This is a genomic window from Pantoea phytobeneficialis (genome assembly GCF_009728735.1).
Classification (GTDB): Bacteria; Pseudomonadota; Gammaproteobacteria; order Enterobacterales; family Enterobacteriaceae; genus Pantoea; species Pantoea phytobeneficialis.
Map to the genome: position 1 here is coordinate 2,219,478 of NZ_CP024636.1, position 26,848 is coordinate 2,246,325.

The following is a 26,848-nucleotide window of genomic DNA, read 5'->3' on the forward strand; positions in this document are numbered from 1 at the left end:
TCCCTTAACGTTGAGCCAGAATTTGTTGTTCATAGTGACGGACATCGCTCAGCCAACTGGCGTCGGCCGGGACATCGTGACGCAGGCACCAGGCCTCCCAGACTGCCTGCCACGGCAGCGATTTTTGTTCTTCCAGCAAGGCCAGACGAGCGGTGTAGTCCCCTGCTGCTTCCAGTTGGCGTAATTGATCCGTTGGCTCCAGTAAGGCACGCAGCAACGCTTTCTTGGCATTGCGCGTACCAATCACCCAGGCGGCGATGCGGTTGATGGAAGCATCAAAGAAGTCGAGGCCGATATGCACTTTGTCGAACAGTTTCTGGCGGGCGATTTCATGGGCGATCGCCTGGGTTTCATCATCCAGAATCACCACATGATCGCTGTCCCAGCGTACCGGACGGCTGACGTGCAGCAGCAGGCGCGGCACATACAACATGGCGGTAGAGATTTTGTCGGAGATCACCTCAGTCGGATGAAAATGGCCCGCATCCAGCGTCAGCGCCGTCTGGCGGCTACAGGCATAGCCGAGGTAGAACTCGTTGGAACCCACGGTGTAGCTCTCCGCACCGATACCAAACAGCTTGCTTTCCACTGCATCGATATGATGCTGAGGATTAAGTTTTTCGCTGATGATCTCATCCAACGCCGCCAGCAGACGCTGACGCGGGGCCAGACGATCGACCGTCAGATCTTTCATGCCGTCCGGCACCCAGATATTCATCACCGAAGGCGTCCCCAACTGCTCGCCAAAGAAGGCCGAAATGTGGCGACTGGCTTTGCAGTGATCAATCCAGAACTGGCGAATCCCCTTATCCGCGTGGGATAAGGTAAAGCCGTCGGCACTTAGCGGATGGGAAAAACAGGTGGGGTTGAAATCCAGCCCCAACTTATTATTTTTCGCCCATGCGACCCAATTGCTGAAGTGCGCCGGTTCAATCGCATCGCGCTCCACCGGTATATCGCTTTCCAGGTAAATAGCGTGCAGATTGAGGCGCTTCGCGCCGGGGATCAGCGACAGGGCTTTGTCGAGGTCAGCACGCAGTTCCTCGGCATTACGCGCCCGGCCAGGATAGTTGCCGGTGGCCTGAATCCCGCCGGTGAGCGCGCCGTGCGGATTCTCGAAGCCGCGTACGTCATCGCCCTGCCAGCAGTGCATCGAGACTGGAATGCGGTCCAGTTGTGTCATCACCTGTTCTACATCGACGTTAATCGCAGCGTAACGTTGTTTCGCCAGGTCAAAGGCCTGTTCAATCAGCTTTGTCATAAGCAAGTTCCTTAGCGGGTTGGCTCAGCGCGGCGAAGCGTGCCAGGTTGGCAGCAAAAGCGCTGTTGTTAAGCGGGGCAAATTTTTCTAACGGAAAGTTCTGGCTGATGCAGCGACGCAAATCCGCCACATCGCGCAATTCACCGAGGGCGATCAACTGGCAACCGACATTACCCAACGTTGACGCTTCTACCGGCCCGGCGAACACCGGTAACTGGCAGGCATCTGCACACAGTTGGTTCAGCAGCGGATTCTGACAACCACCGCCCACCACATGCAGTTGACGCAACGGTGACGCACGCAACTGGCCGAGTTCACCCATCACCTGGCGATACAGCAACGCGAGGCTGTCAAAAATGGTTCGCGCCAGCGCGGCAGCAGTTTGCGGCACCGGCATCTGCTGCTCCGCACAGGCATCCTGAATTTCCTGCACCATATTGGCGGGGTTAATAAAGCGATTGTCATTGGGGTTGATCAGCGCGACACAGGCGGGTTCATCGGCGGCTTGCTGAATCAAGGCGCACAAGTCGCTGATGTGCAACTCGCTGCATACGCGCTGCAACAGCCACAGGCCCATGATATTTTTCAGCACCCGATAACCTTCTGCACCACCCTCGTTAGTGATATTGGCGTCGAGCGCTGCCGGGCTGAGCCAGGGTTGAAGGCTTTCAATGCCCATCAACGACCAGGTGCCTGAACTCAGATAGGCGGCGTCGTCCAGCATCAGCGGCGTCGCCAGCACCGCACTGGCGGTGTCGTGGGTCGCCACCGCGATCACCGGGATATGATGACCGCGTGGGCTGACCCAGTGGCCGACGGTGTTACCCGGTGCGTTGGGTTTGCCGAACCAACTGGCCGGTACGCCGGCCCAGGCGAGTAACTCGTCATCCCAGTCGCCATGAGTGATGTTCAGCAACTGCGTGGTAGTGGCATTGGTGTATTCCCAGTTCAACTGACCGGTCAGGCGATAATGCAGGTAATCAGGGATCATCAACGCATGGCTGACCTGCGCCTGCCAGTCAGGTTGTTGCAAATGCAGCGCGCGTAGCTGGTACAGGGTATTGAATGGCAGAAACTGAATACCGGTGCGCTGATAAATGTTGGATTTACCCAGCTCGTTGATCGCCTGCGCCATCTGGCCGTCGGTGCGGGCATCGCGGTAGCTGACGGCCTCGCCGACCCGCTGGCCGTCGGCATCCAGCAGGACGAGGTCCACGCCCCAGGTATCGATGCCAATGCTGTCCGGCACGATGCCTTCTTCATCCAGCTGTTGCAGTCCCTGACGGATCTCCTGCTCCAGCCCCTCCAGATCCCAACTGTCATAACCGGCACGCCGTACGCGCTGATTAGCAAAACGACGCACTTCACGCAGCGTGAGTCGCTGGGTTTCTGTGGTCCATTGCGCGAGCATCACGCGCCCGCTGGATGCGCCTAAATCAATGGCAACAATGTTACGCATACTCATGGCGTGTTCTTCCTGTGATGAGATGCGTACAGAGTAAAAATCCCGCCTTTTCCTCACCTTCCCGTTACTGCCAGCGCGTCAGACCCGCTGGCACCGTGGCAAAGATGTTCGTGAGACAGCTCACAGAACCACACAAGCGCCGAGTTGTGAGCTTTGCCGCATTTTCTGCATCAAGCCCGGAGATCTTGAAAAATTAGCCATTTTCCTGCATCACCCGGTGTGAAATTCAAGGTAAGGTGCTGATCGCCTGAGTAGACTCGGTTACGGTTTTGTTAATAATGAGAGGCGAACCATGACCGTGTTACACAGCGCAGATTTTTTCCCCGCTGGGGAGTACACCATTGCCGTCGAGCCGCGCGTGCCACAGCTGGCCTTCCCCGAACATCACCATGATTTTCATGAGATCGTGTTGGTGGAACAGGGTTCCGGCATCCATGTGTTTAATGGTCAGCCGCAGGCGTTGTGTGCCGGGTGCGTGTGTTTTGTACGCGATCACGATCGTCATCTGTATGAGCAAACCGACAATTTATGCCTGACTAACGTGCTGTATCGCAGCCCGGCCTCGTTTCGTTTTCTCTCCGGTTTGCAGGCGTTGCTCCCGCGTGAGGAAGAGGGCCAATACAGCTCGCACTGGCGCATTAACCACAAGGTGATGAACCAGGCGTTGCAGATCGTGGCGCAGATGAACCAGCCGGGCGTCTGGTCACTGGAGAAACAGGCGCGCCAGGAGCAAGCTTTCCTGCAACTGCTGGTGCTGCTGCGCGAGGCCGGTCATAACGAAGAAGCGCAGGACCAGGAAGCTCGCCTGCATCGTTTGCTCGACTGGTTGAATGAACATTACAGTGAAGAAATTGCCTGGGAGGCGCTGGCTGACCAGTTTTCGCTGTCGCTGCGTACCCTGCATCGGCAGATGAAGCAGCAAACCGGCAATACGCCGCAACGTTATCTGAATCGGTTGCGTCTGTTGCAGGCGCGCCACTTGCTGCGGCACAGTGATATGCGCATTACGGATATCGCCTATCAGTGTGGATTTGGTGACAGTAACCATTTTTCCACGCTGTTTCGGCGGGAATTTGGCTGTGCGCCCCGAGCGGAGCGCCAGCAGATGTTGTAACCTGGAGTGCATCCTCATGTCGCTAATATTGACGCGCGAAGACTACTTCCCGGCCCCGAATCTGCCGATTGCGGTGGCCGAACGCCTGCCGCAACCCTCCTTCCCGCCGCATCGACATGAGTTCAGTGAGATCGTTATCGTCTGGCGCGGCAACGGTCTGCATATTCTCAATGACCGACCGTGGCTGATCACCTGTGGCGATGTCTTTTATATCCGCGATAACGACTGCCACAGCTACGACAGCGTCAACGATCTGGCACTGGATAATATTCTCTACTGCCGTGACCGTTTTCAGCTTGGGCTGGACTGGAGCCAGTTGCTGCCACCGGAAGATGCCGCCTGCCCCGGCTGCTGGCGCTTAACCACGCGCGGCATGGCGCTGGCTCGCGGCGTAATCACTCAACTGGAACGCGAAAGCCGCAAAAGCGACTCACTGTCGACCCAGCTCTCCGAAGCGTTGTTTTTGCAGCTGGCGCTGATATTGCGTCGCCACGGTTACGCCGCGGATCGGCCGTCGGCGTTACCGGAAGGCGAACAGTTGGATCTGCTGATGTCAGCGTTGCAGGGTGCGATTGACCGCCCCTTCGACCTCGCCGTTTTTTGTCAGCAGAATAAATTGAGTGAACGCGCGTTGAAGCAGTTGTTTCGTCAGCAAACCGGCATGACTGTTGGTCATTATCTGCGTCAGTTGCAGTTGTGCCAGGCAAAATACCTGCTGCGCACGCAGGATTGGTTAATCAGTGAAGTGGCCGCGCGTTGCGGTTTTGATGACAGCAATTACTTTTCGGTGGTGTTCACGCGGGAAACCGGTCTGACGCCGAGCGCCTGGCGGCAGCGATTTTTACCGCACCGCCCGGCGCTGATTGGCGCACCGCATTAAGCCCCGGTAACGGCGCGATGCTGGAAAAAACAGCGCGATAAATCGCGCCGCTGCAAATCAGGCCATCGGATATACGTTATTAATCACGCCCCATCAGGATGCCATCCCCAGCCCGACAATGTTGGCCGCGATAATAATCACCACGCAGCCCAGTGACAACACGCGCACCGGACGTTGTCCTACGGCCTTCCACTCCTTCAGCACCAATCCGACCAAACCGCCACACAGCACATACAGGCTCATATGCAGCATCCAGCTGACAAAATCATACTGCGGCGGGATTTTGGCATGACCCCAGGCGTAGAAGAAAAATTGCAGATACCACATGGTACCGCCCAGCACCGCAAAGGCGATGTTGGCCAGCAACATCGGTTTGGCTACGGAGAAGTCAGCGCGAACGGAAAGTTCAGGTTTCACCGCCAGGCGGATAAAGCAGTACGCGAGGTTAACCAGCGCCCCGCCGCCCATAATCACCACATAACTGGGCAGCGCCACGTACAACGGATTGATACCCAGGCTGGCGGCTGCTTCGTGCATCGGTTTGGCCGCATCCATCGCAAAAGACATCCCGGCGGAGAAAATGCCGCATATTACCGCCAGCACCAGCCCCTTCTTCAGGTTAAACTCTTCCGCGTTAATCCCCAGCGCCCGCTCTTTTAACAATCCGGCACGGGAGACAATCGCCACGCCGATCAACGCAACAAATACGCCCAACAGCGTCAGCCGACCACCTTCTGAGCTGAACAGTTCGACAAAACGCCCCTGTAACAACGGCGTCATCAGCGTGCCCACCACCAGCGTAATGCCAATGGCAATACCGATACCCATCGACATCCCCAGATAGCGCATGGTCAGACCGTAGTTGATGTTGCCGACACCCCACATGGCACCAAACAGAAACACCGGCAACAGCTGGGAGAAGCTAAAGCTACCGTAGTAGGCCCAGAAATTCGGCAGCAGCACCGCGCTCACGACCCAGGGCAGAATCAGCCACGACATCACGCCACCGACCGACCACATGGTTTCCCATGACCACTTTTTCACCTGTTTAAACGGAGCATAAAAACATGCAGCACTGGCGGCACCCACCAGATGCCAGAAGATACCTGCAATGATGGCACTGTTCATTGTTATTCCTTCGTAAGGTTGAGGCCAACAGGAAACCGGCGGTCTCCCGATTACCCGGCAGTCTACGGCGGGCAGCTTTTCCTCAGCCTTTGAATGGCTGCCGGAGAGTGGGCGGAATTGGCAATATCCGGTGGGTTTTCAACATAAGGATCACAAAATCGCATTTGCAGGCAGGCACGTCAGAAAAAAAGATAACCTGTTTATTATTATCGATATTTTCTGGAAATGTTGTGTTGATCAGCACAGTTTTAACCTGACTGCCATGCGCATCGTTAACATGGCAATCACACAAAGCACGGATCGTGGCTTCCCCCGACTGCAATTAATCCGTATAACGTTGAGAAAAATCATCAGGACAAGGATTGGGATGAATACCAAGAGGTTGACGCTGTTGCTCTCACGTCCGGTGAGTCGCGTAATGCTGGATGATATCCGCGCCATTGTGCCGCCCGAGTCACTCAACATCTTTATTAACGGGCTGGAAGATATACACTATGCCCGTCTTGAGTGCGTGCAGAGCGAAGATAACTGTGCCCTGCTGGCCTCAGCGATTGTGGTGTGGCGGCAACTGGGTCATATTCACAGTATCCATTATCAGAAAGGTGAACACCTGCGTGAAATTGACGATGCCACGCAGTTCCAGCTGTTCAGTATGATGAAAACGCATCGCGCACTGGTTCAGCTTACCTGAACCCGCTTTCACTTTAGGATAATCATGAAAATCGGACTGCTTTTCCCCATCGCTATTATCATTGCCGGTGTCAGCTTTCTCGCCTGGTTTATCGCCAGTGGCGCGATGATGCCGGGGTCGTGACCTTTTTCAGACTTGGCCGTTCTGCCAGCTAACCTGCTGAATACGCAGCATTTCGCCAGATATGCTGCGCTTGTCATCTGTTTCTTCCCTTCGCTGCCATCTGCCCCCTTACCCTGGCAATGACAAAAAGGTGCTACACCTTGATCTGCTTCACTCTGCATTTCACACAAATTTAACGAAACCGATCGCGGAGACCCTACAGATGACAACGCACCATCAACATTTCATCAATGGCGAGTTTGTTGCCAATCAGAACGACAAATGGATTGAAGTGATTAACCCGGCCACCGAAGCGCTGCTGTCACGCGTACCAGAAGGCACCAGACAGATCGCCAGTCAGGCGATTGCTGCCGCAGAAGCGGCACAACCCGGCTGGGAAGCGTTACCGGCAATTGATCGCGGTAACTGGCTGCGCAAAATCGCCAATGGTATTCGTCAGCACGAGGCAGAACTCACCGCGACTATCGTGGCCGAGGGCGGGAAAACTCAGGGACTGGCGCAAACCGAGGTGCTGTTCACCGCGGATTATCTCGACTATATGGCCGAGTGGGCACGCCGCTACGAGGGCGAAATCGTCAACAGCGACCGCCCGAACGAAAACATTTTCGTGTTTAAGAAAGCTATCGGCGTGACTACAGGCATTCTGCCGTGGAACTTCCCCTTCTTCCTGATTGCGCGTAAAGCGGCACCGGCGCTGGTCACCGGCAATACCATCGTGATTAAACCGAGTGAGCTGACACCGAATAACGCCGCCATTTTCGCCGGGATCCTGCATGATATCGGTCTGCCGGCTGGAGTGATCAACGTTGTTTACGGCTATGGGCCGGAGGTCGGTCAGGAGCTGGCAGCTAACCCGAAAGTGGGACTGGTCAGCCTCACCGGCAGCGTGAATGCCGGTATCGCCACCATGGAAGCGGCAGCGAAGAATGTGACCAAAGTGTCGCTGGAGTTGGGTGGCAAAGCCCCGGCGATTGTAATGGATGATGCCGACCTCGATCTGGCGGTAAAAGCCATTGTCAGTTCCCGCGTCATCAATACCGGACAAGTGTGTAACTGCGCTGAGCGCGTTTATGTGCAGGAAGGTATTTACGATCGCTTTATCAGCGCCCTGACGGATGCCTTTAAACAGGTGAAATTCGGGAATCCTGCCGAGCGTACCGATATTGATATGGGACCCCTGATCACGGCGGCGGCGCTCGGTCGTGTCGAACAAAAAGTGGCGAAAGCCGTGGAGCAAGGCGGGAAAGTGATTCTCGGTGGAAAGCGTGTCGGAGAACAAGGCTTCTATTTTGAGCCGACCATCATCACTGACGTGCGTCAGGAGATGGAGATCATGCGCGAAGAGATCTTTGGTCCGGTGCTGCCGGTGATGACCTTTAAAACGCTGGATGAGGCGATTGGCCTGGCAAACGACTGCGAATATGGCCTGACTTCATCGATTTATACCCAAAATCTGAACACCGCGATGATTGCGCTGCGTCAGCTGAAATTCGGTGAAACCTACATTAACCGCGAGAATTTTGAAGCGATGCAGGGCTTCCATGCGGGCTGGCGGAAATCCGGGGTTGGCGGCGCGGATGGTCGCCACGGTCTGGAAGAGTATCTGCAAACCCATGTGGCCTATTTGCAGTTTGCATAAAAATAACCCGTCGCGGCACGACGTATCGCGCCGCGACGTAAGCTATTAACTCAGGCGTTGTTTACTACGGACCAGCGCAATGCCGCTCAGCAATGCGACTGCCATCAGATAATAACTCGGTGCCAGACTGGTGCCGGTCGCGCTAATCAACAGGGTACAAATCAACGGTGCAAAACCGCCAAACACCGTGACCGCAATGTTATAGCTGATCGCCATGCCACTGGCACGGGTGCCAATCGGGAACAGATCGGCCATCACCGAAGGCACCGTCGAGAAGTAAACTGATTTCAGCAGTGCCATCCAGCCCACCAGCAACATCAGCGTCAGCGGTGTGGTGTGATTGACCACCAGGGTAAACGCCGGATAGATGGTCACCAGCAGCAGAATCAACGATCCCCACATCAGCGGTACCCGACCGACCTTCTCGGCCCACAGCCCCATCAGCGGCGTCACCACCGTCAGGATCACCCCAGCCAGCAAAGTGGCGCTGAACGCCGCCGAACCCGGCAGATGCAGCGTTTTGGTGGCATAGGTCGGCACATAGTTGAGCATGTAGTTAACGGCGGTGGAGATCACCATCAAACCAATCGCCAGCAGCATCAGCTCCTTCTGACGACCAAACAGACGCTTCAGCGGTGCTGCTTCCGGCTGCTGCTGTGCAAAGCTGGCCGGTTCATGTACATGACGACGGATGTAAATACCCAGCGGGCCAATCAGCAGGCCAAAGGCAAACGGAATACGCCAGCCCCAGTCCTGAATCTGGCTTTCGCTCAGAATCTGCGTCAGACCCAGGCCAAACGCCGATGCCATCAGGGTACTGGCCCCTTGCGTAGCAAACTGCCAACTGGCGATAAAGGCTTTACGCTCCGGGAAGTGTTCCACCAGAAACGCGGTGGAGCTGCCGAATTCACCACCGGCGGAGAAGCCCTGAATCAGACGCGCCAGCAGAATCAACACCGGAGCGGCCAGGCCAATTGAGGTATAACCCGGCATAAAGGTGATAATCGCCCCGCCGAGCATCATCAGGTTGATCGACAGCAGCAGCGCCTTTTTACGGCCATGACGATCGGCGTAGTTACCGAGCACAATCGCCCCCAGCGGGCGGATCAGGAATGAGACGCCAAAGCTGCCAAAGGTCAGCAGCAGCGATACCGAGGGATCGCTGGTCGGGAAAAAGGCATGGGCGATATAGCTGGCGAAAAAGCCATACACCGCAATGTCAAACCACTCCAGCGCATTGCCGATGCAGGTGGCGAACAGGGTTTTATGCAGATTGGGTTTAACCGCGCTGGTGGGTGCGCTGTGACTGATGCTACTCATTTGGCACCTCCGGCATGCGCCTGGTGACGGGCAATCAGGTCTGCGCCTTGCTCACCCAGATCCCAAAACAGACGCGTCATGATTTGCAGCCCCTCACGGGCGATGGATTTCAACATATGTTCGTTAACGCCGTGCTGACCGCAGGCCGGATAGGAATGCGGCACCCACAGCGTCGGCAAGCCGAGGATGTCGGAGAACACTTCATTGGGCAGTGAACCGCCGAGATTCGGTAACAACGCCGGTTTTTTTCCGCTGGTTTGCGCCATGCTCTCCAGCACCCAGCTCACCAACGGATCGGTGGGGTCGAGACGGGTAGCTGGCGATCCGCGCATAAACTCGACCTTCACCTGGTCAAAGCCGTGGTTTTGCAGATGCGCTTCAATGTGCTGTGCCAGATTTTCCCAATCTGTTCCCACCACAAAACGTAACTGACACACGGCGGTCGCGCTGCCGGGAATGGCGTTCATAGGACGTGCCGGGTTGCCGGTGAGAAACGCCAGCACTTCCAGCGTGTTCCAGCCATACAGGCGTTCGGTCGGTGTCAGGCCCGGCTCACCCCAGTTCACCTCGATCGCCGGATCGCCGGGCATGCCACCCACCTCGATATCGCTGAGGATGGCGCGCACGTCGTCGGTCAGAGAGGTCGGTTTCAGTGCTTCAACCTGCAACACGCCCTGGGCATTGACCAGCGTGGCGATGGCATTTGCCAGTTGTGTTCCCGGATTGGTCAGTAAGCCACCCCAGTTACCGGAGTGGTACGCATTGTCGCGTGCGTTGATGGTCAGGCGGAAATTGACGCAGCCGCGCGATCCGAGGAACAACGTCGGACGCACCGCATTCAGGCGCGGGCCATCGGAGGCGATAAACAAATCGGCCTTCAGCAGATCGCCGTATTGCTCGCACAGCTCCGCCAGACCCGGTGAGCTAATCTCTTCCCCCATTTCAAACAGCATTTTGCAGTTAAAACCGAGGCGTCCACCGCGTGCCTGAAACACCTGCTCCAGCGCGGCCAGATTGACGCAGTGCTGGCCTTTATTATCTGCGCTACCGCGACCATACCAGCGATCGCCCTCTTCTTTCAGTTGCCACGGCGATAACCCGTCACGCCAGTTTTCATCATCGCCAAACACCACATCGCCGTGACCGTAGCTCAACAGCGTTGGCAGCGCCGGATCTTCGATGCGCGCCGCCACCAGGAACGGGCGATTTGTGGTGACGGGATTGTCGATAAAGTGCAGCGTGAAACCGAGCGCCACCAGTTGTGGGCCAATCTCCTTGTGCAAATAATCATGCAGCTGCTGGTCACGATCCGCACGCTGGCTTTCGGTGACCTGCGCCACCCGGCGCGTCAGCAGTTGCTGGAATTCCCCGCTGTCAAAATAGTCGCTGGCCTGTTGTACGGCCTGTTGTGCTGTCATGTTTGCCTGTCTGTTGTTGGTTTTATCATCATCCTTATCTTTGCGGAAAGGCTGATTTGCCACAATTATCAATTTATCGAGTAAGATTTGCTTTTAAAGCAAAGCTTAGCTGCCCGATTTTGAGGCATGCACCACCAGGAAGCAGAAATATGCAAAGCAGTGAAATCCGATATTTTCTCGCCGTCGTGAATGCCGGATCGCTAAGTGCTGCCAGTGAACAACTGTTTGTGGCGGTATCCGCCATCAGCCGTCAGATTCAACGCCTTGAGGCACAGGTTGGCGTGCCGTTGTTTGAGCGCCACGCGCGCGGCATGGTACTGACCGAAGCGGGGGAAATTTTTGCGCATCAGGTACGTAAAAATATGCTGGAGATGGAGTATGCGCTGGCGGAGATTAAGGGCTTAACGGCGGTACGCCGCACACAGATCCGCGTTGCCTGTACCGATGGCATGGCCTTCACCCTGTTGCCGCGCTTGTTTGCCGATTTTCGCCTCAGCAATCCCGGGGTGCTGTTCAGCCTGAAAGTTGGCAGCACTCAGGGGGTAGCCGAGTGGGTGCGCAACGGCGAATGTGATCTGGCGTTGCAGTTTAGTCTGCATGCCGAACGCGGTGTCGAGGTGATTGGTTCCTGGCCCGCGCCGGTATTACTGGTCATGCATCACAGTCATCCACTGGCCCACGGCAATCAGGTCTCGCTGGCGGATCTCAGCCAGTACCCGCTGGCACTGCCAGAGCAAAACACCACGGTGCGCCAACTGTTTGACCTCTCCTGCCATATGAGCGGGAACGTGGTAGAACCGGTGCTGACCTGCGATAACTTCTCCACCCTCTATCACTTCCTGCTGCGCACTCCGCTGGCCGTGACCATCAGCAGCCCGTTTACCGTGTTGTATGAAGCGGAAACGCACGGGTTGATCCTGCGTTCGGTCGGGATCGACCAGTTAAATCAACGCACCCTGCAACTCCAGACGCAATCAGGGCGGCCCCGTAGTGCCGCCCTGAATCTGTTGCTGGACTTTCTCCATCAGCAGCTCAACGCGCTGGAGGAACCCCTGCGCCAGCGCTGGAAGCCCTGAGATTTACTGCTGGATATCCACCGGATAGAGGATGTGTTTGCCAAACGGGTCCACCTGATAACCGGTAACCGATTTGCGTACCGGTTCGAAGATGGTCGAGTGGGCAATCATCACCGCAGGCATCTGGTCATGCATGATTTGCTGTGCCTCCAGGTACAGCGCAATGCGTTTGTTGTGATCCTGTTCGGCACGCGCCTCAGTGATGATTTTATCAAACGGTGCATAGCACCACTTCGCCGAATTCGAACCGTCCTTCGCCGAGGTGCAGCTATACAGCGGGCCGAAGAAGTTATCCGGATCGCCGGTAGCGGTGGTCCAGCCCATCAGCGCCGCCTGGTGCTCGCCATTGCGGATACGTTTGAGATATTCGCCCCACTCATAGCTGACGATATTGGCTTTGATACCCACTTTCGCCCAATCAGCCTGAATCATCTCAGCCATTCGTCGCGCATTGGGGTTGTAAGGTCGCTGGACCGGCATCGCCCACAGCGAGATCTCGGTGCCCGGTTTGATGCCCGCTTCCTGTAGTAAGGCTTTCGCCTTCTCAGGATCGTAGTCGTAATCTTTCAGATTGTTATCCGCACTCCAGACGCCGGGCGGCAGAATGTTTTTTGCCACCGTACCGGTGCCCTGGAACACCGCATCGATAATCGCCTGTTTGTTGATCGCCATCGCCAGCGCCTGGCGCACTTTCACGTTATCCAGCGGTGCTTTGGTGGTGTTGAAGGAGAGGAAGCCGGTATTTAGACCGGACTTTTGCATCAGGGTCAGGTCAGGATTTTTGCGCATTTTGTCGAGATCAGCCGGATTGGGGAATGGTATGATCTGACACTCGTTTTTCTCCAGTTTGGCGTAACGCACTGACGCATCCGGCGTGATCGAGAATACGATGCGATCCAGCTTCGCCTTGCCCTGCCAATATTCCGGGAAGGCTTTGTAGAGAATGCGGGAGTCTTTCTGATACTGCACCAGCTCAAACGGGCCAGTGCCAATCGGTTCCATATCCACCTTTTCCGGTGTCCCGGCTTTCAGCATCTGGTCGGCATATTCCGCCGAATGGATGGAGGCAAAATACCACGCCAGATCGGCGAGGAAAGGCGCTTCAGCATGCGTCAGCGTGAAACGGACCGTGTGGTCATCAACCCGATCGATTTTCTTAATCAGCGTGGCGAACTCCAGGCTGTTGAAGTTGGAATATACCCCGCCGGAAACGTTATGGTACGGATTGTTCGGGTCCATCTGCCGCATAAACGAGAAGATGACGTCATCAGCGTTAAAATCTCGCGTTGGCTTGAAGAATTTGTTGCTGTGGAACTTCACGCCCTGGCGCAGGTGGAAGGTATAGACCGTGCCGTCCGGGCTGATATCCCAGCTTTGCGCCAGGCTCGGCACCAACTCGGTGGTGCCTGGCGTGAAATCGACTAACCGGTTAAACACCGGCACCGCACTGGCATCGACGCTGGTACCTGCCGTGTAAAGCTGTGGGTTGAAGTTTTCTGGTGAGCCTTCGGAACAGTACACCAGGGTTTTGGCTGAAACGCTGCTGGCGATCGCCAGACCCAGCGCGGTGAGCGCCAATTTTGCCATCACATTTTTCATCTTGTTTCTCGCTTTTTATTGACTTCCATGAGCCAGCATCGGTATATCAGTCGTTCATCTGATTAATAATTAACATGATTTAGTCGCGCTGCGAACCCTCAACCACGCAATGAGACTGATAAGGAATTGTGATGACAGACCAACTCGCCCGCCAACTGACTCAGCGCTTCTATCGTTACCTGGCGGTCTCCAGCCAGAGCGATGCCAAATCCACCACGCTGCCGAGCACGCCATCACAACACGCCATGGCCGAGCTGTTGGCCGCAGAACTGCGCGAGTTGGGGCTTGAAGACATCATCATAGATGAGCATGCCACGGTGACGGCGCTGAAGCGCGGCAATCGTCCCGATGCACCGCGTATCGGTTTTATTACCCATATCGATACCGTCGATGTTGGGTTATCACCAGACATCCATCCACAAACCTTAACTTTTCAGGGGGAAGATCTGTGTCTGAACGTTCAGCAGGATATCTGGCTGCGCGTGGCGGAACATCCTGAGATTGCCCCTTACCTCGGTCAGGAGATTATCTTTAGCGACGGCACCAGCGTACTCGGCGCCGATAACAAAGCGGCGGTCACGGTGGTGATGACGTTGCTCGAGAACCTGCACGGTGACCACGGTGATATCCGGGTCGCGTTTGTGCCGGATGAGGAGATTGGCTTGCGGGGAGCCAAAGCGCTCGATCTGGAGCAACGTTTTAACGTCGATTTCGCCTGGACTATCGATTGCTGCGAATTGGGTGAGGTGGTTTTCGAAAACTTTAACGCTGCCGCTGCCGAGATTGTGTTTACCGGCGTGGCGGCACATCCGATGTCTGGCAAAGGCGTACTGGTCAATCCGCTGCTGATGGCGCATGACTTTATTGACCATTTTGATCGTCTGGCGACACCGGAGCATACCGAAGGCCGCGAGGGATATATCTGGTTTAACGATATGCAGGCCAACGCCAGCCGCGCGGTGCTGAAAGCCTCCATCCGCGATTTCGACCTTAAGGGTTTTGATGCGAAGAAACAGCAGTTGGTGGAGGTAACCGATGAGATTGCCGCCCGCTATCCCACCGGTACGGTATCCCTGAGTATCAATGATACCTACAGCAATATCAGCAATGCGATTGGTGAAGACCGCCGCGCGATTGATTTGATTTTTAGCGCGCTGGCGCAATTGGGCATTGAACCGAAGGTGATCCCGATGCGTGGGGGTACGGATGGTGCCGCATTGTCAGCCCGTGGATTGCTGACGCCGAATTTCTTTACCGGCGCGCACAACTTCCATTCTCGCTTTGAGTTTTTGCCGGTGCCGTCGTTTGTGAAGTCATATCAGGTGGCGGAAGCGTTGTGTTATTTAGCGGCTAAATAACGCAAAACATTGCGCGATGAATCGCGCCGCTACGGAACAAAACATTGCGCGATAAATCGCGCCGCTACGGAACATTGCGCGATGAATCGCGCCGCTACGACCCTGTACCATTTCGTAGCGGTGCGATTCATCGCGCGGTTTTAAACTTTATTTCGCGGCGCTAACGTCGATGCCAGGGAAGAACTTGGCGGCCAGCTTGGTAACCGTGCCGTCAGCCTGCACCTTGGTGATGGCTGCATCCAGCTCCTGCTTCAGTTTGGCATCACCCTTACGCAGGCCAAAACCGATGCCTGAACCCAGGATGGTGTCGTCTTCCACCGGTTTACCGGCAAACGCAAAACCTTTGCCCTGCGGCTTATCGAGGAAGCCTGACTGGCCTGCGGCTGACATCACCAGCGTGCCATCCAGACGACCGGCGACCATGTCGTTATAAACCTGGTTCTGATCCTGGTAAGAGGTGACGGTAACGCCCTGTGATTCCCAGTGCTTCTTGGCATAGGTTTCCTGAATGGAACCCTGCAACACGCCGATGTTTTTCCCTTTCAGTGACTCCGCGGTCGGCAGCAGGCCCTGGCCCGCTTTTGCCACCAGCATGGTCGGGATACGGTAGATCGGTTTGGTGAAATCGATGCTTTTCGCGCGTGCTTCGGTGATGTTCATCGCCGAGTTGATGGCGTCAAACTTCTTCGCCTGCAACGCCGGAATCAGCGCGTCAAAGCTGCTTTCTACCCAGCTACATTTGAAGTTGCCGGTCTGGCAAATGGCTTTACCCAGCTCGATATCGAAACCTTCCAGCTCGCCCTGTGCATTACGGCTTTCAAACGGCGGATATTGTGATTCGAGGCCGTAGCGTAATGTTTCCTGCGCCAACGCATGAGCAGAGGTCAGCATACCCAGCGCGATAAAAAGTGCGTTTAATTTTTTCATTGTTATACCCTTGAGTTACCCTTTGACCCGGCAGAGCGCTTCTGCACCGGCCTGTAATGTCGCATCGTCTTTGGCAAACGACAAACGGATTAATTTATTGTCTGTGCCGTCCATATAAAACGCCGACAACGGAATGGTTGCCACACCGTGTTCGACGATGAGACGTTTTACCATTTCACTGTCGCTCTCGTCACTGAAATGTCCATAACTGGCTAAAACAAAGAAGGAACCGGCGCACGGCAGCAGCTTAAACGGCGAATCCTTCATCAGCGACATCAGACGATCGCGTTTCTGCTGATAGAACGGTGACAGCTGCAAATAGTTTTCCGGCCGTTGCAGGTAATGGGCGAAACCAACCTGCATCGGCGTATCAGCGGCATACATCATAAACTGATGCACTTTGACGATTTCGGTCATCAGCGCGGCCGGTGCCAACGCATAGCCAACGCGCCAGCCGGTAACGTGGAAGGTTTTGCCGAATGACGAGACGATAACGCTGCGCTGCGCCAGCTCTGGGTGTGTCGCCATGCCGCAATGGGGACGTCCATCAAACACGATGTGTTCATAGACTTCATCCGACAGCACCACGATATCGGTATTACGCGTCAGTTGAGCCAGTTGATCCAGATCCGCTGGAGTTAACACCTGCGCACTCGGGTTGTGCGGCGTGTTGATGATGATCATCCGGGTACGCGGCGTGATGGTGGCACGCAGTTCGTCCCAGTTGATGGCAAAATCCGGCACCTGCAATTTCAGGCCGATCGGCTTACCACCCTGTAAACGCACCACGGGCGCATAGCTGTCGAATGCCGGCTCGAAGAAAATTACTTCATCGCCCGGATGCACCAGCGCGGAGATCGCCATGTAGATACCCTGGCTGGCGCTGCCGGTGATCAACACTTCGCTGCCCACATCATATTGCTGGCCATACAGGGTGTGTACTTTCTGCGCCAGCGCTTCTTTCAACGCCGGCAAACCGGTAAGCGGCGCATACTGGTTATGTCCTTCGCGCATCGCGTTGCTGACCAGTTCAACCAGTTGCGGATCGCACGGGAAGTTAGGCGCGCCCTGGGACAGGTTGATGGCTTTGTGTTGTGCCGAAAGCTGCCCAATCACGCTGAAAATGGTGGTGCCAACATCGGGTAATTTTGAAGAAGTCTGAACACTGGATTGGATGGACATGGTAACTCCGCCTAAAGGATTGCATAACCACGTAAGGAAATCAGATTTCTATTCAACGGTCTGTCACTTGAGTCGACAAGCGAATTGTTGTCATAATAGCCATGACTTTTAATCATAGCTGAGGCTGTTATGTCCCGCTCCGCTCTGCCACTCAACGCCATTCACGCCTTTCTGGTCACGGCACGTCACCTCAATCTGACGCGTGCCGCCGACGAGTTATGCATCACCCAGGGCGCGGTGAGCCGCAAAATTGCATCCCTGGAGAGCTGGCTGGGCTTTGCGTTATTCGAGCGCCATGCGCGAGGCTTGCACCTGACATCGCAAGGCGCAGCCCTGCTGCCGGAGTTACAGCAAGGTTTTGCGATGCTGGTGAATGCGACAGAGAAAGCCAGCCGCAGCAATGTGTCGATTCGGCTGAAAGCCCCAACCTGCGCGATGCGCTGGCTGGTGCCGCGCCTCGTGGCGCTGGAGCAGGAACGGCCGGAGATCCATGTGGCGCTCACCACCACCCTCGACCATGCCTCGCAACTGGATAATTTTGATGCGGCAATCGTCTATGGCAGTGCGCCGGCGGAGGCCATCCTCTTGTTTGATGAGCGCCTGACACCGGTGCTGGCCAGCAGCGTGACGCCACCCGCTAACGTGGCCGGGTTAGCGCGTTTTACCTTTCTGCACCCCACTAATGACACGCGTGACTGGCAGTTGTGGTTGAATGCGCAGCAGGTCAGCGTCCCCGTGGCACGTAATCAACACTTTGCCACTATGGATTTGGCGATCAGCGCGGCGATTCAGGGATTTGGCGTAACGGTGGCGGATATGTCATTGGTCCAGAACGATCTGGCGAATGGCCGACTGATCGCCCCGTTTGACCACTGCGTCACTACCGGGGCGAGTTACAGCTTGCTCCATCGTGCAGAGCGGGATGCGCCACCGTTCCTTGAGGAACTGGTGGCGTGGCTTTGTCAGCCTCAGAAAGAAACCCACTCGTCTGCGCTGGCCGATTTAGGCTGATTGGCAGGCGGTGCGCTTAACGTCGGGCGACGTAACGGTGCCGCAGGTGGCGTGGCAGAGGCGATAGCCGCCGTCGCGGGTGCGAGACGGAATTTGGCGACCGATGCCTGAAGTTCTTCCGTCTGACGCTCCAGAGCGCTGGCCGCCGCCGACACCTCTTCCACCAACGAAGCATTCTGCTGGGTGACGCTGTCCATCTCCGTCACCGCCGTGCCCACCTGAGAAATGCCTTTGCTTTGTTCTTCTGACGCCGAGGCGATGTGCTTCATGATCTCATTCACATCCTGCACCGACTTCAGAATGTCGTTCATGGTATGACCGGCGCTGTTCACCAGATCCGAGCCTTTTTCGACACGCTGCACCGAATCTTCAATCAGGGTCGCAATCTCCTTCGCCGCGTTGGCGCTGCGTTGTGCGAGGTTACGCACTTCACTTGCCACCACCGCGAAGCCGCGGCCCTGTTCACCGGCACGCGCCGCTTCTACCGCGGCGTTGAGCGCCAGGATATTGGTCTGGAAAGCGATGCTGTTGATGACGTTAGTGATTTCGGCGATTTTCTTCGAACTGCCGGAGATGCCAGCCATCGTGGTGACCACTTCACCCACCAGACGGCCACCCTGTTGTGCGGTGCCGGTGGCGGTTTCCGCCAGTGAACTGGCCTGACGCGCGTTATCGGCGTTGAATTTCACCGTGGCGGTTAACTGTTCCATGCTGGCCGCCGTCTGCTCCAGGGCGGAAGCCTGTTCCTCGGTACGCGAGGAGAGATCGTTGTTACCTGCCGAGATTTCTGCCGCGCCGCGATAGATATTTTCTGTCCCGCTGCGAATCGCGCTAACCGCTTCACGCAGGCTGTCCTGCATCGCCCGCAATAACGGCACCAGTTTACCGACACAGTTACGACCAAACTCCTGCACCGGCTGGCTGAGATCGCCCTGCGCGATAATCGCAAAGTGATCGCGGATGCGATCCAACGGTTTCACCAGCATGGCAACCAGGTAGCGGTCAGTAAACAGCAGAATCAGCAGTCCCACCACCACCGCTGACAGAATGATCACCTTGGTGACATTGGTCAGTTTGTCCACGGTGACGCGTGTGTCATCCAGCTTGATGCCTGCCGCCTGGTTGAAACTCTCGGCGCTGGCACCAAAAGCACGGCTCAGGGCCGGGGTCACTTTATTGGCCTGGGCGCGGTAAGCGTCCAGCGTCCCTTGCTGGGCCAGTGAAACCTGCGGGGCAATCCCCTCATCCAACAACTTTTGCCAGTTGGCAATCACGCTATTGGCGGTGTCGGCATCCATCGGACCGGGTGCCATCGCTTTGAATTGTTCGAGCTGCTGCTTCATGCTGTCCAGCGCCTGCTGGACCGTAGCAAACGCATCAGCAGGCAACTCGGTGCCCGCCGCACGCATTTCCATCACGCGAGAAAGACGCGTCACCACCCGGAAATATTGATCATTACCTTTACTGAGCACCGTCATCTGATTCACCAGTTGACGATCCACTTCGTTACCCTCACCCAGAGCATTGAGAGAATGGACGCTAAATAAGCCGACGGCACACCATAACAGGCAAAACAGCCCGAGAATGGTCAGCATAACGGCGCGAATAGTAAAATTTTTTAAGATACCCATACGAAATCCCTTGATGTGAACCGCAATGGAGGCCCGATAAAATCGGGCATATTGCGTTTATCGGCAGTAGATTCAGAAAATGTACCGCTTTCGTAAGCTAATAAATTGCTGGTTCGCTCGGGCAAAGGAAAAGATTGTATGAATGAAATCAGAGGGATGCAGGAAAATTTGTTTTAAAAAAAGGTTTGCGAAATTTAACCATTAGCCAGTGAACTAAAGTTTCACCATGCTGCGCATCATCAGGCGGAACAGACGCAGCCGCCCGCGCATAAACCGGCGCTGCAAACTGAACGGTTTTTCCGCATCACGGCCAACCATCAGGGTGACATCGTTATCTGAACGCCACACCGGCCAGTCAATCTCACTGCGCAACTGGTAACTGAATTCGCTGGCATCGCGGGCAAAGGTGATCCACAGGGCGCTGAGGCGCGTCGCAACAGCATAATCAGCGGCGGTGTAACTGCGGCCCTCGGCTGGCGTCTGCGTATCTAAGGTATTAAACACATAGGGGACTTCATTACCGTGCCAGGCACCGTGGGGATAGAGGTCGTGCGACTGTTCAGAAACGTAATCAAACCAATAACGCCAACCAGACATACCAATATTGTGTTGGGCCTGCACGACCAATAATGGCAGCACGGAAAAGGCCATATCACGAGCCACGGCGCGCCCGAGCAGGGCATCATCGTGGATATCATATAACCATTTAATTAACTGATAACTCAGGCGATTTTTTTGGCGTAGCTGTTGCAGAACCTGGGTGGCATCCACACCAAAAAAATCGAGAACGCTGGCTTCATCGCTGTTGCTGCCGATCATCAAGGGAACCCGATGCTGCCTGCCAGCCATAAAGGTCGCCAACATCGGTTGTGGCAGGACGATATCGCCGCTGATCGGCACCGGACCAAGCGCCAGCGGGCGTTGCAGCGGCCAGAATCCATCCGCCGGTAACGCACGGAGATCGCTGGCGCTGGCATTCGCAGCCAGTCCAAAATGGGCCGCCACCTGTTGACCTACCTGCTGCGCTTGCACGCGCGGCGTATCTGGCAGGCTGTAGGCGCTCTGTACTATGCCCTTATGAAATAACCCCTCCGCCAATGGCGAGCAGCACAAGGACAGCACGCTACGCGCGCCTGACGATTCGCCAAACAGCGTGATATTGCGGCGATCGCCGCCAAACGCCGGGATATTACGTTGCACCCATTGCAGCGCCGCGATCTGATCAAGCAGGGCGAAATTATTCACCACGCTGTCGGCGGGATACTCTGCATCCAGCGCCGGATGGGCAAAAAAGCCGAAATGGCCGAGGCGATAGTTGAGCGTCACCACCACCGCGCCCTGCGCTGCCAGCGCCTTGCCGCGATAAGGATCCAGGCTGCCTGCGCCGATGCTGAATCCACCGCCGTGCAGCCACACCATCACCGGGAGCGGGCGCGCGGGTTCAATATCTGGCGTCCAGACATTAAGGTAGAGACAATCTTCGCTGAAATGACCCGGGTCGCCACCACCGGCAAGCAGACAATAGTCCCGATTTTGCCAGCTGGCCGGCCCCCATGCCGTGGCGTCACGTTCACCCTGCCAGGGTTGCAGCGCCTGCGGTGGCCGCCAGCGCAACGCGCCAACCGGGGGCGCGGCATAGGGTATACCTTTGAAGACAAACAGCTCATCATCCATTGAGCCTCTGAGTTCTCCTTCCGCAGTCAAGATCCTCAGACGTCGTTGGTTTTTCATTTCGGCTTCCCTGATCATCATTTCTCCATTATTTGCAGGACCGGGGCGAATGTCCATGTCGCTCAGGAATTTGCAGATTAAGCTGAATCATCACGCGAAATGCTGAACATCTCGTTCAAATTTTTTGGCTGGCAAACGTTTGGCAGTCTACATTAAGGTTACACGTTAACCTGGCGAGACGGAGAAGCGCGATGTTTGGTGGAATTAACCAACTGTTTACCCGGATGTGTGATCACCCGGATTTCGCTAAGCTGCTGCTCCGCCTGACATTTGGCGGTTTGCTGCTGTTCCACGGTGAATTTAAAGTGGTCCACGGAGTGGCATGGATCGAACATCTGCTCACCGTCAGAGGCATGCCAGGTTTCATCGCTTACGGTGCTTACATCGGGGAAATTTTGGCACCCATTATGATGATCGTTGGCTTAATGACGCGCCCTGCGGCCTTCATTATTGTGATCAACATGATTGTCGCCACGCTATTGGTAAAAATGGGGGTTGTCTGGCATCTGACGGATGTCGGTGCATGGTCCCTGGAGACGGAAGCCCTTTACACGCTAGGCGCACTTGCCATTATGTTTTTGGGTGCCGGGAAGTATACGCTGGTGCGCAATCCGCGCCTGCAATAATGAAAAAAACCGCCGGTCTGCCTGACGCAGACCGGCTTTTTTTATCTTATGCCAGACCACAACGCGCCAGGCTGCGCTGTTGCAGCTGTTGATATAACACCATTTCATCCTGCACAGCCGCACCGAGCGCCGTTTCAAACGCCGCCTTGCTGGCATGACCGGCACTGCGGACGTGCGCCTCATCACCCAGGTTGGACTGAAAAATCCCCGCAGCGCTGACCGGCAAAAAATCTTCATAGGTGATCGGTTCCGCCAGCAAGCGTCCTTCTGCCATCAACTGTTCCATACTCTCTTCGGCTCCGGGCGGTGACTGAATCCCTTTTTCCGTCAGCCGATAGCTGAACCACGCCAGTTGTTCGCGGCGCAGGCTGACTTCATCATCGGGAAAGGCGCGAAACACCTCCGCCAGATGCTGCTGATGCTGCTGGTTGTCCTTACCGGTACCTGCTTCCGCCAGCAGTTTGTCGTACAGGGCGCGACCTTTCGGCGTTAACGCCACGCCACGTTGTTCGATTTCACCAAAGCGGGCGGTGTGCGTACCCTGAAAACCATCGCGAAAATGCACCGGTTCCTCCAGCGCTTTAAAGCTGGTCTGACGCAGCAGGATCGGCACCTGACGTTGTGGTGGACCTTCAATCAGGGTTTTGGGATCGATACCGCGTGTCGGCATCAGCGTCTGCACCCGGTCAATGTCCAGGGTGCGGGGCGTCAGGTGGTTGATATGACAGCCGCGGAAGCAGACAACGTCGGCTATCAAACGGTGTTGATGGCTGAGCGCCAGATAGGTGGCGCTGTCGACCGTGGTATCGGCGTGCCAGCGGAAGGTTTCCAGCGCCTCTTTGACAAACTGCGCCGCATCCGCCGCGTTAAGACCACCCTGTTGCTGATGTTGGGCGATTAACGCCCGGCAACGTGGCGTGAAGATGTCGCGCGCCGCCAGAATGTCGGCGGCTTTCGCACGCAACGCCTCATCATTGATCAACTCCAGCCGCAGCAACGAGGTAAATACCCGGAACGGATTACGTCGCAGCGCGCTGTCACTGACCGGACGAAACGCGGTGGAATGCACCGGAACACCGGCCTGCGACAGGTCGTAATAACCCACCGGATACATCCCCATCACCGCAAACATCTGGCGCAACATGCTTAACTCTGCTGCGGTGCCCACACGAATCGCGCCGTGGCGCTCCACACTCAGGCGGCTCAGTTCATCCGCCGCCGCCAGACGGTTTTTCAGATCAGGATTGGCTTCCAGCACGCGTTCATTCACGGCGCTGACCAGTTGGGTCAGCACACCGTACTGCGGCACTTCCTGCTGGTACATCGCCGACATGGCCTGGGAAAACAGCGTGCGGATGGCATCGCTGGTGAGGAAATTGTCCATGGTCATCACCTTGTGCTACGGGGGTGATGCTAATGTAGATCAACCCTTTAGCGCCGGGTAACAATTTCCTCGAAGTGTGATCGCGCTGTCACTCGTCGGCGGCTCGCGGGTCACCAAAACGACATTTCAGCAACAGCATCACGGTGGTCAGCAGCGCCGGCAGCGCCAGCATCAGGAAGATATGGCTGAATGACCAGCCGAGGGAAAGCAGTTCCGCGCCGATAAAGGCACTGAGGATCGCCCCGACCCGCCCCACGCCATGCATCCAACTGGAGCCCGTGGCGCGTGCATGCGTGGGATAATAGCTGGCGGATAACGCATTCATCCCGGTGTTGGCACCGTTAAAACAAAAACCGCTACAAAAAGCGATGGCGCTCATCAGGTCGACCCGCGCCGGAGAGAAACCCATCGCGACAATGGCGATGCCGCCACAGAAGTAGATCACCGCCAGCGCCAGATTCGCGTTAACACGGTCCATCAGCCAACCGGTAAACAGCGAGCCGAGGGTGCCGCCCGCCTGATACATCGCGGTGATGATCGCGGCTGCGGTCACTGACATGCCAAGGGTATGGACCAGCGACGGTAACCAGCTACCGACCAGGTAGACCAGAAACAGCGCCATGAAGTAGCCGCCCCATAGCATCAGGCTGCCAAACAAATAACGGCGTGAGAGGACGGTGGCAATTGCGCCAGCACGCACGGTGGTGGGTTCAACGCTGTGGAAATGGCTGTTGGCCTGCACCGCGCCCGGCAACATGCGGTCGAGAATGGCGTGGATACGTGCCGCCGGTGCCTGACGGCTGATGAGAAAACGTACCGACTCCGGCAGGCCGCGCAGCAGAAAAGGCAACACCACCAGCGGTAGCATTCCGCCCAACAACATCACCGAGTGCCAGTCATAACGAGGCAGGAGCCAGGAAGCGGCAAAACCACCGGAGGCCGCGCCAAAGGTAAACCCGCAGAACACCACGGTAATAATGAAGGAGCGGCGGCGTTCCGGCGCGTATTCCGCCACCAGGGTGCCAACATTCGGCATCGCCGCGCCTAATCCCAGCCCGGTGAGAAAACGAAACAGCATCATCTGTTCGATGTTCTGCGCCATCGCTGTGGCCAACGTCCACAAGCCAAAGAACAGGACGCTAAGCAGAATCATCATGCGGCGACCATAGCGATCCGCCAGCGGCCCGGCGAACACCGCGCCCAGCGCCAGTCCAATCAAGGCCGCACTGATCACCATACCCAGTTGATGATTGCTGACACCCCAGGCCGCGCGCAGCGTCGGCGCGATAAATCCCATCAGCGCGATGTCCATGCCATCCAGCGCCACGACGAGGAAGCAGAGCGCAATTAAGCGCTTTTGCCAGCGACTCAGCGTGCTCTGATTAATCAGCTGGCGTACATCTACTGCTTCAACGCTGGTCACGGCCGAACTCCTGCTTTTAAACATCAGTTTTGGTAAAAAAAACGGCGCTTATGATAGCGCATTGTTAATAATAACGGGCAGGATTTTTGAATGTAACTGAGAATTATTCAGGCTTAGCCATCTTAAGCATCTGAAACTTAAGAAGCTGATAACGACTCAACCAGATGAATATTCGGGATTTATTGTGATAACAGCAGCTTATGCGTTTGCCGTATTGCAAGCTAATATTGTTAATATAATTTTGCAGGTAAGTTAACAGAATTTCGTTTTGCCAGTTGCCTGCAACCCGGAAATCTCATTAAGTGTGAGGTTATGGACAAAAATATCCTTTTCAATCAGCGCATTCGCTTGCGCCATTTACATACCTTTGTTGCTGTCGCGCAACAAGGCACGCTGGGTCGGGCAGCAGAAACGCTGAACCTGAGCCAGCCTGCACTCTCGAAAACCCTTAATGAGCTGGAGGAACTGGCTGGAGCACGTTTATTTGAACGCGGTCGTCTCGGCGCCCAACTGACCACCCTGGGCGAACAATTCCTGACCCACGCGATTAAGGTGCTGGATGCCCTGAATCATGCAGGACAAAGCTTTAACTCACCGTTACCCGGACGCCCGATGGTCATCCGCCTCGGCGCGCTGACCACCGCCGCAATGGGTATGCTGCCGCAAATTTTAGATCGCTTTCACCAGCAGCAACCCAACACCACGGTACAGGTGGCGACGCTGCATAATAATGTGTTGTTAGCGGGCCTGCGGGCTGGCGAATTTGATATCGGTATTGGCCGTATGGCCGACAGTGAAATGATGGCGGGCCTGACTTACGAGTTGCTGTTTCTTGAATCGTTAAAGCTGGTGGTACGCCCGGAGCATCCGCTGTTGAGTGACAACGTCACGCTATCGCGCGCGATGCAGTGGCCCGTGGTGATCTCCCCGGAGGGCACGGCCCCACGTCGTATCGCGCAACAAATGCTGGATGAACAAGATTGTTCACTCCCCGCCAACTGCGTGGAAACGTCCTCAACGTCCCTGGCACGCCAGCTGGCGTTACGCTACGACTATGTCTGGTTTGTGCCTTCCGGGGCGGTTAAAGAGGATTTAAATCATAATGCGTTGTGCGCCCTGCCCATCTCGTCAGCCGGGCCAGGTGAGCCGGTCGGTATTATCACCCGTACCGGCAATACCCTGAGCCTGAGCGCAGAGGTGTTGATGGCCACCATCCGTAAGTTCCACAGCTAACGGCTGCGCTTGGCGTGCCGTTCGCGGTTATCCAGGCGGGCCTGATCGGTTTTACGCAAGCCAACATACAGCGCCCCGGCCCCGCCGTGGTGGGGTTGCGCGACGCAGAAGGTTTGCACCTCGTCGAATTGTGTCAGCCAGCGCGCCACATAGCTGCGCACGATATTGGCATGTGACTCGTCATCACGTCCCTTGCCGTGGATGATCAACAAATTACGTAACCCCTGCTTGCGCCCCTGCATCATAAAGCTGAACAGCGACTGACGGCAGGTTTCAACCGGCTGACGCAATAGATTGAGGCTGGCATCCAGCGGATATTTGCCCAGCCGCAATTTGTCCAACACGCCCTGCTGGATACCGTCCGCTTTATACTCCAGCGGCGTCGCCAGCGGAATAATTTCCAGAAAACCACGCGTCAGAAAGTTCTCTTCTTCCTCAATACGTTGCGGCACCCTGGTCGAGGGCGCACGCAGCCACTGGGTATTCGCGCAATCTTTCAACGGTGTCACATCACCCACGGCATCGCGGAACAGATCATCATCATCGAGGTTCATGGTTTTTTCTCCCAGGACAATTTAGCGTTGCAAGCTTAGCATGCACGCTGAGTGTCAACAAAACGTGCCAGATC

23 protein-coding genes are annotated in these 26,848 nt (G+C 56.0%); 10 read left to right on the top strand and 13 right to left on the bottom strand.

Going from position 1 to position 26,848, the window contains the following annotated elements:
- Positions 1-4: 4 nt before the first annotated feature.
- Both CTZ24_RS10355 and rhaB read right to left on the bottom strand, forming a co-directional pair.
- Positions 5-1,261 carry an L-rhamnose isomerase gene (locus tag CTZ24_RS10355; RefSeq protein WP_208723467.1) on the bottom strand — a complete coding sequence of 419 codons (1,257 nt, stop codon included), beginning with the start codon at positions 1,259-1,261 and terminating at the stop codon, positions 5-7.
- On the bottom strand, positions 1,245-2,726 hold the full coding sequence (gene rhaB, locus CTZ24_RS10360; protein WP_208723468.1) for a rhamnulokinase: 1,482 nt from the start codon (positions 2,724-2,726) through the stop codon (positions 1,245-1,247). Before rhaB ends, CTZ24_RS10355 begins: the two co-directional genes overlap by 17 nt.
- Positions 2,727-3,018: 292 nt before the next feature.
- Between rhaB and rhaS the strand changes: the two genes are divergently transcribed.
- The gene (gene rhaS / locus CTZ24_RS10365; RefSeq protein WP_208723469.1) at positions 3,019-3,840 is read left to right on the top strand and encodes an HTH-type transcriptional activator RhaS; all 822 of its coding nucleotides are present in this window, start codon (positions 3,019-3,021) and stop codon (positions 3,838-3,840) included.
- Positions 3,841-3,856: 16 nt separating this feature from the next.
- The gene (gene rhaR, locus CTZ24_RS10370) at positions 3,857-4,720 is read left to right on the top strand and encodes an HTH-type transcriptional activator RhaR (protein WP_208723470.1); all 864 of its coding nucleotides are present in this window, start codon (positions 3,857-3,859) and stop codon (positions 4,718-4,720) included.
- 93 nt (positions 4,721-4,813) lie between these two features.
- On the opposite strand, the gene rhaT is transcribed toward rhaR, so the two are convergent.
- The gene (rhaT, locus tag CTZ24_RS10375) at positions 4,814-5,848 is read right to left on the bottom strand and encodes an L-rhamnose/proton symporter RhaT (protein WP_021183178.1); all 1,035 of its coding nucleotides are present in this window, start codon (positions 5,846-5,848) and stop codon (positions 4,814-4,816) included.
- 367 nt (positions 5,849-6,215) lie between these two features.
- Between rhaT and CTZ24_RS10380 the strand changes: the two genes are divergently transcribed.
- From CTZ24_RS10380 to aldA, 3 genes are all read left to right on the top strand, one after another.
- Complete coding sequence (locus CTZ24_RS10380) at positions 6,216-6,539, top strand: hypothetical protein (protein WP_021183177.1); 324 nt, start codon at positions 6,216-6,218, stop codon at positions 6,537-6,539.
- Positions 6,540-6,563: 24 nt separating this feature from the next.
- The gene (locus CTZ24_RS10385; RefSeq protein ID WP_150105782.1) at positions 6,564-6,662 is read left to right on the top strand and encodes a YoaK family small membrane protein; all 99 of its coding nucleotides are present in this window, start codon (positions 6,564-6,566) and stop codon (positions 6,660-6,662) included.
- Positions 6,663-6,864: 202 nt separating this feature from the next.
- Positions 6,865-8,301, top strand: a complete 1,437-nt coding sequence (gene aldA, locus CTZ24_RS10390) for an aldehyde dehydrogenase (protein WP_208723471.1) — start codon at positions 6,865-6,867, stop codon at positions 8,299-8,301.
- 45 nt (positions 8,302-8,346) lie between these two features.
- On the opposite strand, the gene CTZ24_RS10395 is transcribed toward aldA, so the two are convergent.
- On the bottom strand, positions 8,347-9,621 hold the full coding sequence (locus tag CTZ24_RS10395; protein ID WP_208723472.1) for an MFS transporter: 1,275 nt from the start codon (positions 9,619-9,621) through the stop codon (positions 8,347-8,349).
- Positions 9,618-11,039, bottom strand: coding sequence for a M20 family metallopeptidase (locus CTZ24_RS10400; RefSeq protein ID WP_208723473.1), 1,422 nt, complete (start codon positions 11,037-11,039; stop codon positions 9,618-9,620). Before CTZ24_RS10400 ends, CTZ24_RS10395 begins: the two co-directional genes overlap by 4 nt.
- 149 nt (positions 11,040-11,188) lie before the next feature.
- On the opposite strand from CTZ24_RS10400, the gene CTZ24_RS10405 reads away from it, so the two are divergent.
- The gene (locus CTZ24_RS10405; protein ID WP_208723474.1) at positions 11,189-12,115 is read left to right on the top strand and encodes a LysR family transcriptional regulator; all 927 of its coding nucleotides are present in this window, start codon (positions 11,189-11,191) and stop codon (positions 12,113-12,115) included.
- 3 nt (positions 12,116-12,118) lie between these two features.
- Here CTZ24_RS10405 and CTZ24_RS10410 read toward each other — a convergent pair whose 3' ends face one another.
- Positions 12,119-13,714, bottom strand: a complete 1,596-nt coding sequence (locus tag CTZ24_RS10410) for an ABC transporter substrate-binding protein (protein WP_208723475.1) — start codon at positions 13,712-13,714, stop codon at positions 12,119-12,121.
- A 131-nt stretch (positions 13,715-13,845) separates the two neighbouring features.
- Here CTZ24_RS10410 and pepT point away from each other — a divergent pair, with 131 nt between their 5' ends.
- Positions 13,846-15,072 carry a peptidase T gene (gene pepT / locus CTZ24_RS10415; RefSeq protein WP_208723476.1) on the top strand — a complete coding sequence of 409 codons (1,227 nt, stop codon included), beginning with the start codon at positions 13,846-13,848 and terminating at the stop codon, positions 15,070-15,072.
- A gap of 147 nt (positions 15,073-15,219) precedes the next feature.
- Here the strand turns inward: pepT and CTZ24_RS10420 are convergent, their stop codons facing one another.
- Positions 15,220-15,999: a transporter substrate-binding domain-containing protein gene (locus tag CTZ24_RS10420; RefSeq protein WP_021183170.1), complete on the bottom strand. Its 780-nt coding sequence runs from the start codon at positions 15,997-15,999 to the stop codon at positions 15,220-15,222.
- Between the two features lie 15 nt (positions 16,000-16,014).
- Positions 16,015-17,181, bottom strand: coding sequence for a methionine aminotransferase (locus tag CTZ24_RS10425; RefSeq protein WP_021183169.1), 1,167 nt, complete (start codon positions 17,179-17,181; stop codon positions 16,015-16,017).
- Between the two features lie 129 nt (positions 17,182-17,310).
- On the opposite strand from CTZ24_RS10425, the gene CTZ24_RS10430 reads away from it, so the two are divergent.
- Positions 17,311-18,192: a LysR substrate-binding domain-containing protein gene (locus CTZ24_RS10430; RefSeq protein ID WP_208723477.1), complete on the top strand. Its 882-nt coding sequence runs from the start codon at positions 17,311-17,313 to the stop codon at positions 18,190-18,192.
- On the opposite strand, the gene CTZ24_RS10435 is transcribed toward CTZ24_RS10430, so the two are convergent.
- Positions 18,150-19,823: a methyl-accepting chemotaxis protein gene (locus tag CTZ24_RS10435; protein ID WP_021183167.1), complete on the bottom strand. Its 1,674-nt coding sequence runs from the start codon at positions 19,821-19,823 to the stop codon at positions 18,150-18,152. The genes CTZ24_RS10430 and CTZ24_RS10435 overlap by 43 nt on opposite strands.
- Positions 19,824-20,036: 213 nt before the next feature.
- Positions 20,037-21,554, bottom strand: a complete 1,518-nt coding sequence (locus tag CTZ24_RS10440; protein ID WP_208723478.1) for a carboxylesterase/lipase family protein — start codon at positions 21,552-21,554, stop codon at positions 20,037-20,039.
- 191 nt (positions 21,555-21,745) lie between these two features.
- Between CTZ24_RS10440 and CTZ24_RS10445 the strand changes: the two genes are divergently transcribed.
- On the top strand, positions 21,746-22,180 hold the full coding sequence (locus CTZ24_RS10445; RefSeq protein WP_021183165.1) for a DoxX family protein: 435 nt from the start codon (positions 21,746-21,748) through the stop codon (positions 22,178-22,180).
- A gap of 46 nt (positions 22,181-22,226) precedes the next feature.
- On the opposite strand, the gene hglS is transcribed toward CTZ24_RS10445, so the two are convergent.
- Complete coding sequence (hglS, locus tag CTZ24_RS10450) at positions 22,227-23,564, bottom strand: 2-oxoadipate dioxygenase/decarboxylase HglS (RefSeq protein WP_208723479.1); 1,338 nt, start codon at positions 23,562-23,564, stop codon at positions 22,227-22,229.
- An 88-nt stretch (positions 23,565-23,652) separates the two neighbouring features.
- Positions 23,653-24,987 (bottom strand): MFS transporter, encoded by a 1,335-nt coding sequence (locus CTZ24_RS10455; RefSeq protein WP_208723480.1) that lies wholly within the window; start codon positions 24,985-24,987, stop codon positions 23,653-23,655.
- Positions 24,988-25,299: 312 nt separating this feature from the next.
- Between CTZ24_RS10455 and CTZ24_RS10460 the strand changes: the two genes are divergently transcribed.
- On the top strand, positions 25,300-26,220 hold the full coding sequence (locus tag CTZ24_RS10460; RefSeq protein WP_021183162.1) for a LysR substrate-binding domain-containing protein: 921 nt from the start codon (positions 25,300-25,302) through the stop codon (positions 26,218-26,220).
- Here the strand turns inward: CTZ24_RS10460 and smrA are convergent.
- Entirely contained in the window at positions 26,217-26,774 is a 558-nt protein-coding gene (gene smrA, locus CTZ24_RS10465) for a DNA endonuclease SmrA (RefSeq protein WP_208723481.1), read from the bottom strand. The two genes, CTZ24_RS10460 and smrA, sit on opposite strands and share 4 nt — an antisense overlap.
- Positions 26,775-26,848: the final 74 nt, after the last annotated feature.